At 58.1% G+C, this 14,860-nt stretch carries 13 protein-coding genes; 6 read left to right on the forward strand and 7 right to left on the reverse strand.

The window, feature by feature from the left end; genetic code table 11:
- Nucleotides 1-179: 179 nt before the first annotated feature.
- Nucleotides 180-542, forward strand: coding sequence for a metallopeptidase family protein (locus G1C95_RS03570; RefSeq protein ID WP_169171837.1), 363 nt, complete (start codon nucleotides 180-182; stop codon nucleotides 540-542).
- A 9-nt stretch (nucleotides 543-551) separates the two neighbouring features.
- On the opposite strand, the gene G1C95_RS03575 is transcribed toward G1C95_RS03570, so the two are convergent.
- The 3 genes from G1C95_RS03575 to G1C95_RS03585 are packed head-to-tail and all read right to left on the reverse strand — an operon-like array spanning nucleotide 552 to nucleotide 5,518.
- A complete protein-coding gene (locus G1C95_RS03575; RefSeq protein WP_169171593.1) occupies nucleotides 552-2,093 on the reverse strand; it encodes a DUF5719 family protein in 1,542 nt (513 codons plus the stop codon).
- Nucleotides 2,090-5,182 (reverse strand): glycosyltransferase family 2 protein, encoded by a 3,093-nt coding sequence (locus tag G1C95_RS03580; protein WP_169171594.1) that lies wholly within the window; start codon nucleotides 5,180-5,182, stop codon nucleotides 2,090-2,092. The genes G1C95_RS03575 and G1C95_RS03580 overlap by 4 nt, the downstream gene beginning before the upstream one ends.
- 36 nt (nucleotides 5,183-5,218) lie before the next feature.
- Nucleotides 5,219-5,518, reverse strand: a complete 300-nt coding sequence (locus G1C95_RS03585; protein WP_169171595.1) for a WhiB family transcriptional regulator — start codon at nucleotides 5,516-5,518, stop codon at nucleotides 5,219-5,221.
- Between the two features lie 256 nt (nucleotides 5,519-5,774).
- On the opposite strand from G1C95_RS03585, the gene G1C95_RS03590 reads away from it, so the two are divergent.
- The 3 genes from G1C95_RS03590 to G1C95_RS03600 all read left to right on the forward strand — a co-directional run bounded on the left by G1C95_RS03590 (nucleotide 5,775) and on the right by G1C95_RS03600 (nucleotide 9,508).
- Complete coding sequence (locus G1C95_RS03590) at nucleotides 5,775-7,157, forward strand: LCP family protein (protein ID WP_169171596.1); 1,383 nt, start codon at nucleotides 5,775-5,777, stop codon at nucleotides 7,155-7,157.
- Between the two features lie 120 nt (nucleotides 7,158-7,277).
- The gene (locus tag G1C95_RS03595; RefSeq protein WP_169171597.1) at nucleotides 7,278-9,134 is read left to right on the forward strand and encodes an FtsK/SpoIIIE domain-containing protein; all 1,857 of its coding nucleotides are present in this window, start codon (nucleotides 7,278-7,280) and stop codon (nucleotides 9,132-9,134) included.
- 95 nt (nucleotides 9,135-9,229) lie between these two features.
- Nucleotides 9,230-9,508 carry a WhiB family transcriptional regulator gene (locus G1C95_RS03600; protein ID WP_003835265.1) on the forward strand — a complete coding sequence of 93 codons (279 nt, stop codon included), beginning with the start codon at nucleotides 9,230-9,232 and terminating at the stop codon, nucleotides 9,506-9,508.
- A 122-nt stretch (nucleotides 9,509-9,630) separates the two neighbouring features.
- Here G1C95_RS03600 and G1C95_RS03605 read toward each other — a convergent pair whose 3' ends face one another.
- Nucleotides 9,631-11,118, reverse strand: a complete 1,488-nt coding sequence (locus tag G1C95_RS03605) for a sensor histidine kinase (protein ID WP_169171598.1) — start codon at nucleotides 11,116-11,118, stop codon at nucleotides 9,631-9,633.
- 133 nt (nucleotides 11,119-11,251) lie between these two features.
- Between G1C95_RS03605 and trhA the strand changes: the two genes are divergently transcribed.
- Nucleotides 11,252-12,160 (forward strand): PAQR family membrane homeostasis protein TrhA, encoded by a 909-nt coding sequence (gene trhA / locus G1C95_RS03610; RefSeq protein ID WP_169171599.1) that lies wholly within the window; start codon nucleotides 11,252-11,254, stop codon nucleotides 12,158-12,160.
- Nucleotides 12,161-12,294: 134 nt separating this feature from the next.
- Here trhA and G1C95_RS03615 read toward each other — a convergent pair whose 3' ends face one another.
- The 3 genes from G1C95_RS03615 to G1C95_RS03625 all read right to left on the reverse strand — a co-directional run bounded on the left by G1C95_RS03615 (nucleotide 12,295) and on the right by G1C95_RS03625 (nucleotide 13,985).
- Nucleotides 12,295-12,774 carry a GreA/GreB family elongation factor gene (locus G1C95_RS03615; protein WP_169171600.1) on the reverse strand — a complete coding sequence of 160 codons (480 nt, stop codon included), beginning with the start codon at nucleotides 12,772-12,774 and terminating at the stop codon, nucleotides 12,295-12,297.
- Nucleotides 12,775-12,914: 140 nt separating this feature from the next.
- Nucleotides 12,915-13,322 carry an FKBP-type peptidyl-prolyl cis-trans isomerase gene (locus tag G1C95_RS03620; protein ID WP_169171601.1) on the reverse strand — a complete coding sequence of 136 codons (408 nt, stop codon included), beginning with the start codon at nucleotides 13,320-13,322 and terminating at the stop codon, nucleotides 12,915-12,917.
- Between the two features lie 93 nt (nucleotides 13,323-13,415).
- Nucleotides 13,416-13,985, reverse strand: a complete 570-nt coding sequence (locus G1C95_RS03625) for a cadmium transporter (protein WP_169171602.1) — start codon at nucleotides 13,983-13,985, stop codon at nucleotides 13,416-13,418.
- Between the two features lie 187 nt (nucleotides 13,986-14,172).
- Here G1C95_RS03625 and G1C95_RS03630 point away from each other — a divergent pair, with 187 nt between their 5' ends.
- A complete protein-coding gene (locus G1C95_RS03630) occupies nucleotides 14,173-14,847 on the forward strand; it encodes a response regulator transcription factor (protein WP_169171603.1) in 675 nt (224 codons plus the stop codon).
- Nucleotides 14,848-14,860 lie beyond the last annotated feature (13 nt).

A 14,860-nucleotide genomic window follows, 5' to 3' on the forward strand; every position in this document is an offset into this window, starting at 1 on the left:
TCCTTCCTCTTCGCATTCCACTGGCGTGTTCCACTATCCTAACGCACACTGCCGTGTGGCACCGCTGATTGTTGCCATGTCTCGTTTGAGGCTTGGCTTATGGTGGAGGCATGCTTGTGACACCACCTTGGAACGCCCATGTCTATCGCAACCGCCATGGCCGCGGCATGCGCACGCCAATGTTCGGCACCAGATTGCCCCGTTATCGTACACGCACCGGCATGTTCGACGATATGGTGGCCGCCCAGGTACGCCGTCTGGGCGAAGCATGGCCCGAATTGGTGCGCCCTTTGCAGTTCGCTGTGGAGGATGTGCCGCCCTCCGATCCCGCTCCCTGGGAGACGGAACCGAATGTGACGTCGCAATGTTTCCCCGCCAGCCACGGCATTCCCGCACGTATTGTGCTCTACCGCATGCCGTTACAGACCGAGGCACCAACGAAATTGGAACTGCAATTGGCCATTCGTGATGAACTGGTGTCGCGACTGGCTGAACTCTATGGCCGTCGCCCGGAAGAAATCGACCCGGACTGGGGCCTGTGACGCCTTGTGTTATCGCACGATGGAGGGATTGTTGCGCGCCCACACTTGGGTGGTGAGTGGCATCAGAGCGCTTGAAGCGATTGTGGACAGCCCGGCGATGCCGTCATCAAGATCGGCATGACTGATGCGCGCGCCCCAACTGATCGCACCGGATTCGTCCTCCAACTGCAATGCGGCAACCGTGGCGTCGCCCCGTGTCAGATCATCCAAGGCAACGGCATCCGCGGCATTCGCCCCAAGCGAAATTCGGCGAGTGACCAGCAATGCCCCCGAATCATCGTACGAGGTAAGCGTCGCATCCTGTTTGGTATTGGCAGTATTGGCCAGCGTCACCGTGCCTTCAAATCCCGAAGGCAGCGCCAAACCGGATACTTTGGACAAGGCGCCAGCATTGATCAGGGCGAAATCAGCCTGACCATCATCGCCGGAACGCGTGGCCTTAGCACTGAACGACACCGCATCCTGCGCGGTGGACATCACACCCAACGCATCGTCCGGCGCCTCGCCCAGATCCACGACCTCGACTTTGCCCGCTTGAATCGAAACATCACCATGCGCTTCAACCAGGCCATGGCTGGTAATCCACGACAATTGCGTGACCGTGTCTGTCTGCGAGAACAGATATGCCGTCACCGAGTCGCCCTGCGTAATACCGGAAACGGCGGAGGCGTTGGCTGCGGCGGCCAGAGGCATGGCGAAGTCGGAACCTTTGGAAGTCAGGCCATCCATGACCACAGTACGCACCAGTGCGGCGATTGGCGTCTGCTTACTGGATACCGTGACATACAAACCGCTGACATCACTGGCCGCAGCGGAAAGATCCAATGAAGCTTCGCCTCCGGCGGAAACCGCCACAGACGACTGAGTGGACATCGTCAGTTCGCCGGCCTCGTTGGATCCCCATACGCGGATTCGCACAGAGGTAGGTTTGGATGAGGGGTTAGCCACAATCAGCTGTTGCGTAGTACCGGTGGCGCTGCCTGACAGCAGGAAGTCATGCTCCAACGACGTGGTTTCGCAAGATGCCGCGGACACGCCCTTCAAATCACCATCCGTGCTCCATGAGGCGATCGCGCCCACGGTGCCGGTGCCTTGCTGAGCCTGCAGCATATGCGTTTCAATGAGTCGAGACCCTTGATCAATACGCTGTGAACCGGTTTTCACCGCAGCGTCATCACCGGGATCGCCGTCCTTCAAATTCACGTCCGCAACATTGGCATCATGAGCATCCTGACCGAATGCGGATGCTGTGGCGCTGTACACGGAGCCGAAAGCGGCATATGAGGCTTGTGTGCTCAGATCGCCGGAAGTGGCCTGGAATGCACTGTCACCATAGGTGCCGGTGTCCAGCAATCCCATGGGTGAAGGGCAATACTGCTGCGATTGCGTTGGGCTGACCGTCTCGTCGATGGCATTATCGGTGGCGGATACCCGATCAACGAGCATCGCAGGCCCCGGCATAATCGCCAGCGCGGCAAACACGGCGATCAGTATCACCATGGTGACAAAGCCAATGACAACGCGTAATACGCGCCTGCCTGTGGTGGTCATGACTGCATCTCCAATCCGAGGTTGCGCCGACGTGGCAATGCCACCAAGCAATACAGCAGGGCAATCACACCCATGCAGGTCAGCCATGCGTAACGCCAAACACTGTTCTGCGTGCGTTGCTGCCACGAGGTGTCCACATTCTGTTCGGCGCTGTCGGCCAAGGTCAGGCGATAGTAGCTGCCCTGTTCAGAAGAAACCAGCGACTGCGTACCTTCCGAGGCGGCAATGTTGGCATTGAGCTGTTCATACGACGCATCCTGCTGCCCATCCGACTCGCCGGCAACCACATAGATACCACCGAATCCCAACGAACTGATGGTTTGAATGGCGTCGGAGTCGGGGGCCGACAACAAACTTGAGCACACATGCGCCAAGGTCTGATCAATGGCATCCTGGTCGCCGTCGAGCATACGCACACGCTGGGCGGGAGAACTGTCGATCACATCGCCACGACTAGTGCGCATCACTGTATATTCAACGATATTGCGCGTTTCGGCACTGATGGCCAGCACACGATGATCCTCACCGGACTCCAGATAATCGGTGGCCACCATAGGCAGCCCCGAACGGGAGACCATCAAACCATCGGATGCGTGATAGGTCAATCCATACCAACATTGCAATCCCACGCATGCGGCAAGTATCACCGCCAAAGTGCTGCGACCTGCGACGATTACCGCCTGCAGACGGCCGCTTGGCTGCCTGTCCTGATCGGCGGAGGAATGCAACGGCTGGAAGCGTTTCACCGCGCCACCGGCAACCAAGCATACGCACGAGAGGAATCCCATCATCATCAGCAACATGCCAGGTTGTGCAGAGCCGGCCACCACGCCATCAGCGTCAACGGCGATGGCCACGCGACTGGATGCCATTGCCAAAGCGGCACCGCATACAATCACCACCCACATCAGTCGGGAGGCGCGCAAAGCGAACGGCAATACCAGCGAGGCAATGGCCAACAGGGTGATGATGGCGAATAGTGCCACCATCGCCATATCAACGAACTGGCCGGAGAAAGGATCCCATCCGATTGAACGGCATACGGCCTCCAACAGGCTCAAAGCGGCCGGAGAGCCATTGACTGTGGAACTGGGCTGCATAATATCGCCGAACAGTTGCCGCCAGGCACCTTGATGGGCATACCGCAGCGCGTTAACCAGTGTGGGCGCCAGCGCAAATGCCGCAGGCACTGGAATCAGCAGCAGCGTGACACGTTTGCGACGCACGAACAAGACAAAACCCACAAAGATCACAATCAAGGCGAGCAGCAATTGCGGTTCGGCCGCCACCGGTGGCACGAAGCATAGTGCGGCAAGTCCCGCGCATTGCACCGATGGATGAGCCTTGAGCGGATCCTCGGTATGATACATGCCCACGGATCGGAACACGAAGGCGAATGCCGCAGGTAGGAATATCAGCACGGTGAGCATAGGCAGATCGGCGGATGCATACCAACCGCACATCACTCCCAGCGACGCCCATAACAGGCCACCGAGCACACGCACCACATCGGATCTGGTGAAAATGCCCGCAAGTGCCCAGAACGAAAGCGCCGACAACGGTGCCGCAGCGAACAATATCAAAGCCATTGCCGCCGCAACGTTGCCTAGGGTGAGCACGCTGGCGCCCATCAGCACCAGCAGCCAAGGCGTCGGGGGTGCCGGCACGCCCACACCTGCGCCAAACACCCAAGGTGTGGTGGCTGACTGAACCAGTTGGTGGAAACTCGCTCCGGTGGCAAGCAGACGGTTGGAAGTGATAGACCCATCGGAGAATACGGCGCGGAACACCTGCCAATGCAAGCCGACTATCACGGCAAAGCAACCGACGGCCATGGCCGAGGCAAACGACCAACGTCGTATGGCGCGAACCCGCAGATGCGCACGCTCCAAAGAACTGAGCAGCACCACACCCTGCTGATCGATAAAAGCCTGACGACGGTCATGATATTGGCGAATCTGCTGCCGGTCAGCGGTAAGCACCTGCAACGACGACAACGGCACCTTCGACTGCCTAGCCACCAGCCTGCGGGAACGAACCGCCCCGGGAATAGAGGTCAAAGCGAGCCAAGGCATACACAACGTCACCCATGCCTCATAAGGTTTTTTGCCAAACAGCAGCGTCAGGGCCAACCACAGGCTGCGCAGCAAACGACCCAGCCATATCAGCAGCCAAGAAGACATCGGGATATCGGTATACAGATAACGCTGTTCCGCACGCGCCACACTCATAGCCGCATTAATGGCATGATCATCGTTCAATGGCTCGCCGCCACGGGTGCGCACGCCCTCATAGCGGGCACGCCGATGTGCAATCTCCGCTTGAGGCACCACTACCACACGGCCACCACTGGCGCACACGCGCCGACAGAAATCAATGGATTCCCCATATGTGGTCAACCAGGGATTAATGCCCTTCAACCGCTTGAGTTGGCTATAGGAGATCAACGCTCCGGCCAGCGAAACAGCGTATACATCCTGTCGGCCGTCGTATTGCTCCTGATCCGGTTCACCGTCGATCACCAGCGAATGCACGGCATGGTGCCCCGCATACATGCCCACATCATGCAGCTTGGTGCCCTCCCAATCACACTGCTTGCAACCGAGCACATTGGCACCGGGAGTATTGCGCCAGGTTTCCAACAACCGTTCCAAACAGGTCGGATCCGAAGGACGCGAATCATCATGCAGCAGCCATACCCCACGAGTCAGCGGCCCAAGCTCCGCATAGTCCAATGCTTTGGTCACCGCATCGCCAAACGATCGGGCACCCTTGGCACGCACAATCTGGATATCCACATGCTTGATTTCGGGCATCTGGGTCACCGGCCCCTGCGGTGAGGGAATCACCTCGAGGCTCGAATGCACCGGCTGCCCCGTACGGCCGGTGGCATCCGCGATGACAATCACGCCCGGCAGCACATTCTGTGTCAGCAGCGAACGCAATGTCAATGGAAGGAAACGAGTGTCCTCCTCAACGGCGATTACGGCGGCTATTGTCGCATCGACATCCTGACGATGCGTATACGGCCGTGAGGCCATGGCATCTGCCAAGACTTGAATAATGTCGTTGTTGCCTGTCGGATTCATAAACTCCCAGTGTACGCACCACACGTGAGCGCACGGCTATGCCCGCTCCCGATGGTCTTTTTTATAACGGCGGCGCTCGCGCTCGCTCATGCCTCCCCAGATGCCAAAACGTTCGTCATGGTCAATGGCCCACTGCAGGCATTGTTCACGCACTTCGCATTTGGCGCATACCTTTTTCGCGTCCCTGGTGGAACCGCCTTTTTCCGGGAAGAATGCCTCCGGATCGGTTTGCGCGCATAGTGCTTTGTGCTGCCACGACACATCACCGTCCGGCTTGAACAACCCCCACAAATGTTGCAACGGCTCTTCGGCGGAATCGTCGAGCACACCCCACATGCGACCCCTCCTTGCCTTTGAGTTTTTCCTCGGACAATTACACACATGCACCTTTGCTTTGTCAAATTATGCACCGTGTCATTACGCATCTTTCCATAACATTGTGATATATACGCCTCGCCTGCATACCTTGTGAATACCTTAACAATTCATGCGAGTATGTGCCGTTCCTGCGCAGGAATATTGGCATAAGCCCGGCATGCCTTGCCCGCTGTGCCAAAGTGTCATTCAGACATGAGACCAGTTGGAGGCTTGAATGACGCAGGAATCAGGTGGAGCGGACCCGCAGATCAATCCGCCGAGCTTCATTCCCACAGCCGGCAGACGACCGCGCGCATCGGCACCTGTTCGCCCGCAAACGCCGGCTTCATATGCGCCGGCATCGTCCAACACCCCACCTCCGAGCTTCTCCCCCGGCGTTGCCAGGCGTAGTTCCGCGGATGGCGAGAACAGTGCCGGACAACCCCAAAGCATACCGCCGGCAAGGGCGCGTCGTTCATCAGGATCCTCACGCAATGCCTCTTCAGCTGCGGCACCGTCATTCGCGTCCGCATCAGGGCGTCCAGCCATGGCAGCGCGCACGGCCGGCAGCGCCACAGGAACACGTTCGGTTTCGCCAATGGCGCAATCCGCAGCATCATTCGGTACGCCAAGCGCGGCAAAACTCACACATCCCCGACGATCCGGTCGGCGCAAGGCCTTAATGATTACACTGTGTACGCTGGCTCTTTTGCTGGCGGCTTTGGTCGTCGCTGTATTCGGTGCATGGAACTGGGTGGATGGCAAACTCGATAAAACCGATTGGCTGACGTCCTCCGCCGATACGCCGGCCTCCACATGGCTGTTGCTGGGATCCGATGAACGTGACGGATCGACACAGTATGGTGGCGAGGCTGATATTGAGGGATTCCGCACCGACACGATTCTGGTGCTGACCAAACCGAAGTCGGGCCCCAGTTCGTTGATTTCCATCCCGCGCGATTCGCTGATGGAAGTCGATGGGCAATACATGAAGATCAATGCCGTTGCCCAATTGGCCGGCAAACAAGCCTTGGTCGGGCAGGTCGAGGAGCTGACCGGCCAGCACATCGATCATGTGGCACAAATCAAGTTCGGCGGCCTGCAGCAGATTGTGGATGCGCTCGGCGGGATCGAACTGTGCTATGACCAGGATGTTCAGGATGCTTATTCCGGATTGAACTGGCAGGCCGGATGCCACACCGCCGACGGCACTACCGCTCTGGCGTTTGCCCGCATGCGCTATGCCGATGTACAGGGCGACTTTGGGCGTAACGAACGTCAGCGTCAGGTGATTTCCGCCATCGTGACGAAAGCGACCAGCAAGCAAACGCTCACCAGCTGGTCCACGGTCACCAAGCTTGCGGATGCCGGCTTGGCGGCGGTAAGCGTAGACAACGACACCAACCCATATACCCTGCTCACTATGGCCTTGGCATTCAAGGATGCCACCGGAGACAACGGCATTTCCGGCAGCGTGTACTGGTCCAATCCTGATTATTACGTCGATGGCGTGGGATCCTCAGTACTGCTTGATAACGCGAAGAACACCGAACTGTTTGAGCAGTTGGCGGCAGGCACGCATAAGGCGGGCTCCGTCGGCACCTTGGCTGAAAGCTGATTGCCTGTCATTACAGTAATTACTCCACTTGCTCCCAACCAATGTGGATAACTTGACAAGCTCGCTCCACATACCCCGGTACAGCTTGCATTGCTATAACATGTCATTCACGCTGGAATCATGGGAGTTTCATATCAGCATCGGAGCCGGCGCATGCATCGCGCCGCAGCAACGCAACCGGACGCACGCACCGCGGAACGTGCTGCCATACGCTCCAGAATCATGATATTCGCCATGGCCGCGCCATTGCTTGCCCAATGCATCATGGTGGTGGCAATGCTCACGCAAGGCCAATGGCTATTCGCGGTGATGATTATCCCCGGGACTGTGGGATGCTTGGCTTCACTGCTAGTAGCCGTGCCGTGGCCTTCAGCAGCATCGAATCATACCGCCGCATCAATGCCTCAAGATCGTGGCATCAGCGACTATGCCACCACAGATGTCATAGATGGATCCTTGGCTGGTAAGCCTGCCGAGAACATCCGTTTTGACGCTCCCGCTTCGCCTTGTCTAGAAGAGCTTATGGGATTTGGGAGGCTCCCGTGGCGTACTATCGTCGCCCGATGGCTGGCACAACCGGACTTTGCCGTGCCCATAGGCATGAGTGCCACCGGACCGTTGCTGATTGATTTGCAGCGGCAGGGCCCGCATGCACTGGTAGCGGGCACCACCGGATCGGGAAAATCAGTATTGCTGCAAAGCTGGTGCCTGGCATTGGCCGCGATGAACGGGCCGGATCGGCTCAATTTCGTATTTCTGGATTTCAAGGGTGGTTCGGCATTCCGCCCGCTGGAAGCCTTGCCGCACACTGTTGGCAGTGTCTGTGATTTGGATTTGACTCACGCCGCCCGAGCCCTGCGCGCCTTGGAAGCGGAATTGACACGCCGCGAGCGCTTAGTCGCTGAGTCTCGCTCGCATCAACTTGACGATCTCACAGCGCCTCCCCCGCGTCTGGTGGTGGTCATCGACGAATTTCATGCGCTCAAAGATCAGCTTCCGGACTATATCGGGCGGCTGGTGCGTATCGCTTCGCTGGGCCGATCCCTTGGTATGCATCTGATCGCCTGCACACAGAATCCTGCCGGTCAGGTCAGCGCTGATATGAAAGCGAATATGGCTATCAGCATTTGCCTGCGCGTGCGAGACGCGATGCAATCCATCGAATTGCTGTCAGATGGACGTGCCGCGGCGCTCAGTCCGGCCATGCCCGGCGCGGCGTACTGTAATGACTGCGCAACCGTGAGCGCATTGCGCTGCGCGGCAACCGACGATATTGACGCCTGTTGTCAACAGATCGCCTTGGCGGCACGGTTCATGGCGATGACACCAAGCCCGCCGCTGTTCACCGCTCCCCTACCCACCCAAGTCGAGGTTACAAAACAAAGCCCTAATTGCAATCGGCTGTGGTTTGGTCTGGCCGATGACGGCATTGGGCTTGCAAGTGCCACTGTGCCGGTGTTCAGCGGCAACATTGGCATCATTGGCCCCTTGGGCCGAGGCAAAACCACCGTTTTGCAGACGATTGCGCAGCAAGCTTGTTGTATTCCCGCCACTGATGTGCGTTGCAGCATCCTCATGCGCGACGGCTGGCAAACCACACGACGGCATAACAACCCGATGCCGGTATCTGCAACACAAGCCGCTCCCCCTCATGTACCGCGCACACTATGGCTGGTCGATGACGCGGACAGTTTGTTCGATCCGTTCAACACTGATCCGTTTGCCTCCACATTCCGCCAAGCGCTGGCAGACCCCACGACCAGTGTCGTGTTCGCCGTGGCCTCGTGCCGTCATGTGCGTGTGCCCGAACATTGCGTTACGCGTATCGTGTTCCCATGCGGGGATCGATCCGCCGATCTGCTGGCGGGTATACCCGCTCCCCTGTTGGCCTGCCTCAGCCGAAACGACCTCAATACGCCTGGACGGGGCGTGCTGATCGATGGCGCGAACGCACTGCTGGTGCAGTGCGCACAGTAAATATTCACTACTTTGTGGGCGTAACCTCTTGAAAAACCACACGGAACGTGGTTACCTAGTACAGGACGAAATACGGGTTGTAAGAAAGGCAAGCAATGAGCAGCGCGTTTGATTGGCGAGCCAAGGCCGCATGTCGTGACAAGGATCCGGAACTGTTTTTCCCGGTGGGCAACACCGGTGCCGCTTATCAGCAGATTGAAGAGGCAAAGGCCGTATGCCGCACCTGCAAGGTGATTGACGCCTGCCTGAAGTGCGCGTTGGACACCAATCAGGATTACGGCGTGTGGGGCGGTCTGAGCGAAGATGAGCGTCGCGCTCTGAAGCGTCGCGCAATGCGCGCCCGCCGCTCTCAGGCCATGCAGATGCAGATCTGATTCGCAGTCATCAATAACGATATACCTCAAGGAAGCCCTCCCGATACCGATCGGGAGGGCTTCCTGTTGAGTTGTCGGATTGTTAGCGCAAGCCGCTGGGTTTTCACCCGGCGGCTTGTCACTTAGTCTTGTTGTGCGGCACGCAATTTCATGTCCAGCACCACGCGGGTGCCACCTTCCCGCCTGGATTCCCAATGCACCGAACCGCCGAAATCGTTGGTTACGAAGGTGTCGATAATCTGCGTGCCCAACCCGGAGCCGGAAGACCGAGCCATGCCGCCCTGTTCCTCAGAGCCCAGACCGGTGCCGTCATCCTCGACCACCACGTTGAGGTTGGAGCCGGAACGCCCCACGGAAATCGTGATATGACCATTGACGCGGCCTTCGAAACCATGTTCCACCGAATTGGTGATGAGTTCGGTAAGCACCAACGACAACGGCGTGGCATCCTGAGCCGGCATCATGCCGAACTTGCCCAAGAAGCTGATGTCAATATGCTGATCCTTCATGGTGGCCAGATCCACAGCCATGCGCAGCAGGTTGGCGATTACCTTGTCGAAATCAATCACCTCGTCGGCGGTCTGGCTTAAGCCCTCATGCACCATGGCGATGGTTTGCACACGGCGCTGAGCTTCCAACAGTTCCTTTTTAACCTCTTCAGATTTGGTTTTGCGTGCCTGCAACCGCAGCAGTGCGGAGACGGCCTGCAGATTGTTCTTGACACGATGGTGGATTTCGGAGATTGTGGCGTCCTTGGTCTGCAATTCAACCTCACGACGACGCAGTTCGGTCACATCACGGCACAGAATAATCGCGCCAACTCTGCCATTAGTGTCGAACAATGGCAGCGAGCGCATGGATGCTGCGGAACGGTTGGCACACAGTTCGGAGTCCACAGCAGCCTTGCCGGATAGCGTCAACGGCAGGGTTTCAGGCACAGGATCGTTCTCTTTGAGCAGCTGCGTGCCCAATTCGCTCAGATAATGCCCTGACATGGTGGTCAGCAGGCCCAATCGCCTGAAGCAGCTGATGGCGTTCGGTGCGGCGTAGCGTACCACGCCGTCGGTGGTCAAGATGATGAAGCCGTCGGCCACGCGCGCGATATGCCGCTGGCTCATCACGGAATCCTGATAGGGGAATTGGCCTCGCGGAATCATCTCATACAGCTGCTTGCCGGCGTTGATGCTTTCGGATTCGTAACGGCCGTTGGATTCACGGGTGGCCATATTGGTTTCGCGCACCACCAAGCCAAGCGTTTTGCCATTGCGACGCACCGGGGCATAGACATTGCACACGGTGGCCTTGCCCACGGTTCTGAGCACCGTGGAACGGAACACCACGCTGGACTGCATCGCGGCATTCAATTCGCCCGTCATATCATCGGGCATAACGTCGCCCACCACATCCTCGGTGCGCAGGGTCATCACGGTGGAGGGACGGCACTGCTCGGCCACCACGTATTTACCGTCGCCGTTCTGAACCAGCAGCAGCAGGTCGGCAAAACTCAGATCGGCGATAACCTGCCAATCAGCCACCAAATGATGAAGCCATTCACGATCCCCTTCGTCAAAATCGGGGCGGGTTGCAAGGATGTGTGAGAAATCTGCCATAGCCACCATCATACGCATGCAGCCGCCGATACTCCCCGACGGAAAACACGCTTGACTATTCAAGAAGTTACGGTATCGTAAGTTACGGTAACGTAAGCGAGTATGACGTCAACTCGTTTCAGACGGGAGGGTCATGGCACAGCAGACCGGCGACGAGAACGCCACATCCATCGACAAGAAGCGGCAGGCTGCCATCGAGGCCGGCGAGCAGGCAACACGCGCCAAGGCGGACGCGGTGCGCGCCAAAGCACGATTCAAGGCCGAAGCCATACGGGCCAAAGCCGAATCCAAGGCTCATGCGGCCCTGGCCAAGGGTGAGCGCAAGGCGCTGCATATCGAAGGCATCGAAACCGATGACCGCACACGCAAAATGCGCAAAGTGCGTCTCGACGTGCATGGCAGGCCGAAGCCCGCAATGCGCGGCTGGATTCATGCCATAGCCGCTCCCCTATCATTGGCGGCGGGCATTGTGCTGATTTGCCTGGCACATGGTGCCGGTCTCAAATGGGCGTGCGCGGTGTTCATGACCGCTTCGCTGATATTGTTCACCAATTCCGCCACCTATCATCTGGGCGATTGGAATCCACGCGTCACCGATGTGCTGCGGCGCATCGATCACGTCAATATTTTCCTGCTGATTGCCGGCACCTATACTCCGGTATCGTTTGCACTGGAGCCTTTCTGGCGCAATACGATTATCATTTCGATGTGGGCATGCACCGCAATCGCCATCGTGATTCATGTCATCTGGATCAATGCGCCACGTTGGCTGTACACCGTGGTCTACATCATTTTCGGCATCTATGGCTTGGCCTATATGCTGCTGTTCTGGAATTCCCCGCACGCAGGCCCGGCTGTGGTAGTGCTGCTATGTGCGGGCGGCGCATGCTATATTCTCGGCGCAATCGTCTATGCCCTGCGCCGGCCAGATCCCTGGCCACGCGTGTTCGGCTTCCATGAGATCTTCCATTGCGGCACCGTCGCCGGATACGCCTGCCATATGGTCGCCATCTACATGGTGATCGTCAGCCTGTGGCCATAAAACACGCAAGGAAAACCCAACAATACGTGAAACCATATCAAAGCGGGGCTCGCATCACATGTCTGTGATGCGAGCCCCGCCCCATATTCGCTGTGAGCCTAGTGCGCGAACGCACCAAAGCTCTCGTCAACGGATCAGGCCAACGGCTTGGAAGCCTTAACCGTCACGGTCATTTCACGGCCGTTGGGCAACGTGTAGCTGACCTTGTCACCGACCTTAGCGCCTTCGATGGCCTTGCCGATCGGCGAATCCGGGGTCATGATGTCGTAATCGGTGCCGGCCACAATGTCGCGGGTGCCCAGCACGTAGGTCATCTCGTTGCCATTCAGTTCGATGGTCACCACGGAGCCATTGCCCACGATGCCTTCGGGGGCATTCTCAATGATCTTGGAGTCACGCAGCTTGACGGTGAGCTCGGTGATACGACCTTCGTTCTTGGACTGGGCTTCACGAGCGGCCTGGTAACCACCGTTTTCGGAGAGATCACCTTCGGCGCGCGCCACGGCGATCTTATGCGCAATCTCCTCGCGCAGCTCGCCCTCGCGGTGGGCAAGCTCTTCCTTCATTTTGTTATATGCTTCCTGCGTGAGCAGATAGACCTTGTCTTCGGCCATAGTTGTTATCCTCCTGTGATTTATAGCGCGTGGCATGGCGGCTAACTGACAGCCATGCCGGATGCGAAACAGATGGGTATTGATATGACAAAACGCCGGTGTTCATCCCGGCGTTCGTCCTTATGCGATTTATCGAAAAATCAGCGAGTGGAGATGATGTCGATGACGAACACCAGCGTGTCGCCTCCACCGATGCCCGCCTGCGGGATGCCGCGAGAACCGTAGCCGTATTCCGGCGGAATGGAGACGAGCAGTCGGGAGCCGACGTTGTGGCCCGGCACGGTCTGATCCCAGCCCTTGATGACCTGACCCACACCGATGCCGAAACTGGCGGGCTGATGACGGTTGAAGCTGGAATCGAACGGCTCGCTGCCGCCCCACACCACACCGTGATAGTTCACGGTCACCGTGTCGCCGCGGCGCACCATCGGACCATTGCCTTCGAACAGTTCCACGACCTTCAAGCCCTTGGGGGCGTCCGGCGTCGGAAATTCAATCACGGGCGTGGTGCCGAATTCAGCACTCACCTGGGGCATCTGATCTGCCATGTCTGATCCTCCTTTGACAAACAATGGGCCCTACAATAGCACCTTTTGCCAACCAATGGCAGGTGCGCCCAAAGCCGAATGCCGATGCGCTGCCTAGCGGCCCAATGCCGAGAACATCATGACCAGTACGGCCACGCCAATGACAGCGAGCACGATCTGCACGGCCAATAATGCGATGGTCAGCCCTTTGCGGGCGGCGAGTTTGGTTGCCCAAGCCTGCGCCAGCAGGAAGGCAATGAAGCCGAACACAGCATAGTTCACGGCGATTGCGGCGACCTCACCGTTGGCAAGCACCACGCCGTTAAGCGGCTGGTTCAACGAGTTCATGGTGGCGCTCATCACAAACAGACCCCAGATACCGTAGCCTATCAGACCAACCACGCCGTAGGCCCATGGTTTGAATTGCTCACGCATACGATTGGTAAAGGATTCGGCGCACCACAGCAGTGCAAAGCCGACGATGTAGGCGAAGGCCACGGCAATCAGCACCACGATGCTCATCCACGGCAGCAGTGCTGCGACGTTGCCGATCATCGACAGATAGAAGCCGGAACATGCGATGGCTCCGATGCTCAACGTGGTGCCGACGATTACGGCTTGGGCGAGCATGGTGGGCAGTGCGTGCGCGTCGGCCCGTTCGACGTCGGTCCAGTGCGAAGCCATATGTGATTCCTCATTTCCTTCCAGATGATTCAGATGCGACGCTGCACAGCGTAATGGGCTTTTGTTTCGGGCGCGTGCACCAATTTGCTTTGGCGAGACAAGCGATACGGAACAGTGCATAGGAAACGCATCTGCTCACTGGATCACGCGACTGGCGCCGGAACCATTCACACTAGGATGGTGGCTTATGGTTGACAGAACGTTGGTTGCTGCGCTTGACAATGATCATATGGCGTTGGTTGCGTTGCGGGGCATTATGCCCCAGCTGCTGCCGGGGTCGATTTGGTTGTGGGGTGTTGAGAACGGTGAGGAGGCGGTGCGCCGTGCATTGGATCCGCAGACGAGGCCGCGCGTGCTTTTGGTGGATATGTCGTTGGGTGAATCGACGGGTGTGAACGTGTGCCGCCGCATCCGTATGAGTACCGATCGAGTGGCCTTGTTGGCGATCACCGCGTTCTTGGTGACTGATTATTGTTCTCGTGTGGCGCAGGCCGGCGCGCAGGGCATTGTCTCGAAGGCTGATGTGCCTGCGTTGGCGCAGGCGTTGCGCACAGTGGCGAACGGCGGACTATTTGTGCCGAGCGGCGTTGATGACGTCGTTTTCCATACCGCGGCGGACGCTCATGCCATGCTGCAAAATCGCACAACTGTCGCAAGCAACAGCGAGCGCGAGCCATCGGCCAAACTCGGTTCCAAAGAAGCTGAAACCCTGCATCTGCTATCGCGGGGGCTGAGCTATGACCAGATTGCCGCACAGTGGAATGTGGCAACGTCCACAGTGCGCACGCATGCGCATCGTGCCGTGGAGAAGCTCGGCGCGAATTCTCTGGCCCATGCCATCGCCATTTGGCTGAGTCGATAGATCTGTTCGAGAA

It is taken from the genome of Bifidobacterium oedipodis, assembly GCF_012932425.1.
Lineage (GTDB): Bacteria > Actinomycetota > Actinomycetes > Actinomycetales > Bifidobacteriaceae > Bifidobacterium > Bifidobacterium oedipodis.

Coding starts and splice junctions, on each gene's coding strand:
- G1C95_RS03615 (WP_169171600.1), bottom strand. CDS start 12,774: ATGGCCGAAGACAAGGTCTATCTGCTCACGCAGGAAGCATATAACAAA.
- G1C95_RS03595 (WP_169171597.1), top strand. CDS start 7,278: ATGGGAGTTTCATATCAGCATCGGAGCCGGCGCATGCATCGCGCCGCA.
- G1C95_RS03575 (WP_169171593.1), bottom strand. CDS start 2,093: ATGACCACCACAGGCAGGCGCGTATTACGCGTTGTCATTGGCTTTGTC.
- G1C95_RS03590 (WP_169171596.1), top strand. CDS start 5,775: ATGACGCAGGAATCAGGTGGAGCGGACCCGCAGATCAATCCGCCGAGC.
- G1C95_RS03605 (WP_169171598.1), bottom strand. CDS start 11,118: ATGGCAGATTTCTCACACATCCTTGCAACCCGCCCCGATTTTGACGAA.
- trhA (WP_169171599.1), top strand. CDS start 11,252: ATGGCACAGCAGACCGGCGACGAGAACGCCACATCCATCGACAAGAAG.
- G1C95_RS03580 (WP_169171594.1), bottom strand. CDS start 5,182: ATGAATCCGACAGGCAACAACGACATTATTCAAGTCTTGGCAGATGCC.
- G1C95_RS03570 (WP_169171837.1), top strand. CDS start 180: ATGTTCGGCACCAGATTGCCCCGTTATCGTACACGCACCGGCATGTTC.
- G1C95_RS03630 (WP_169171603.1), top strand. CDS start 14,173: ATGGTTGACAGAACGTTGGTTGCTGCGCTTGACAATGATCATATGGCG.
- G1C95_RS03625 (WP_169171602.1), bottom strand. CDS start 13,985: ATGGCTTCGCACTGGACCGACGTCGAACGGGCCGACGCGCACGCACTG.
- G1C95_RS03585 (WP_169171595.1), bottom strand. CDS start 5,518: ATGTGGGGTGTGCTCGACGATTCCGCCGAAGAGCCGTTGCAACATTTG.
- G1C95_RS03620 (WP_169171601.1), bottom strand. CDS start 13,322: ATGGCAGATCAGATGCCCCAGGTGAGTGCTGAATTCGGCACCACGCCC.
- G1C95_RS03600 (WP_003835265.1), top strand. CDS start 9,230: ATGAGCAGCGCGTTTGATTGGCGAGCCAAGGCCGCATGTCGTGACAAG.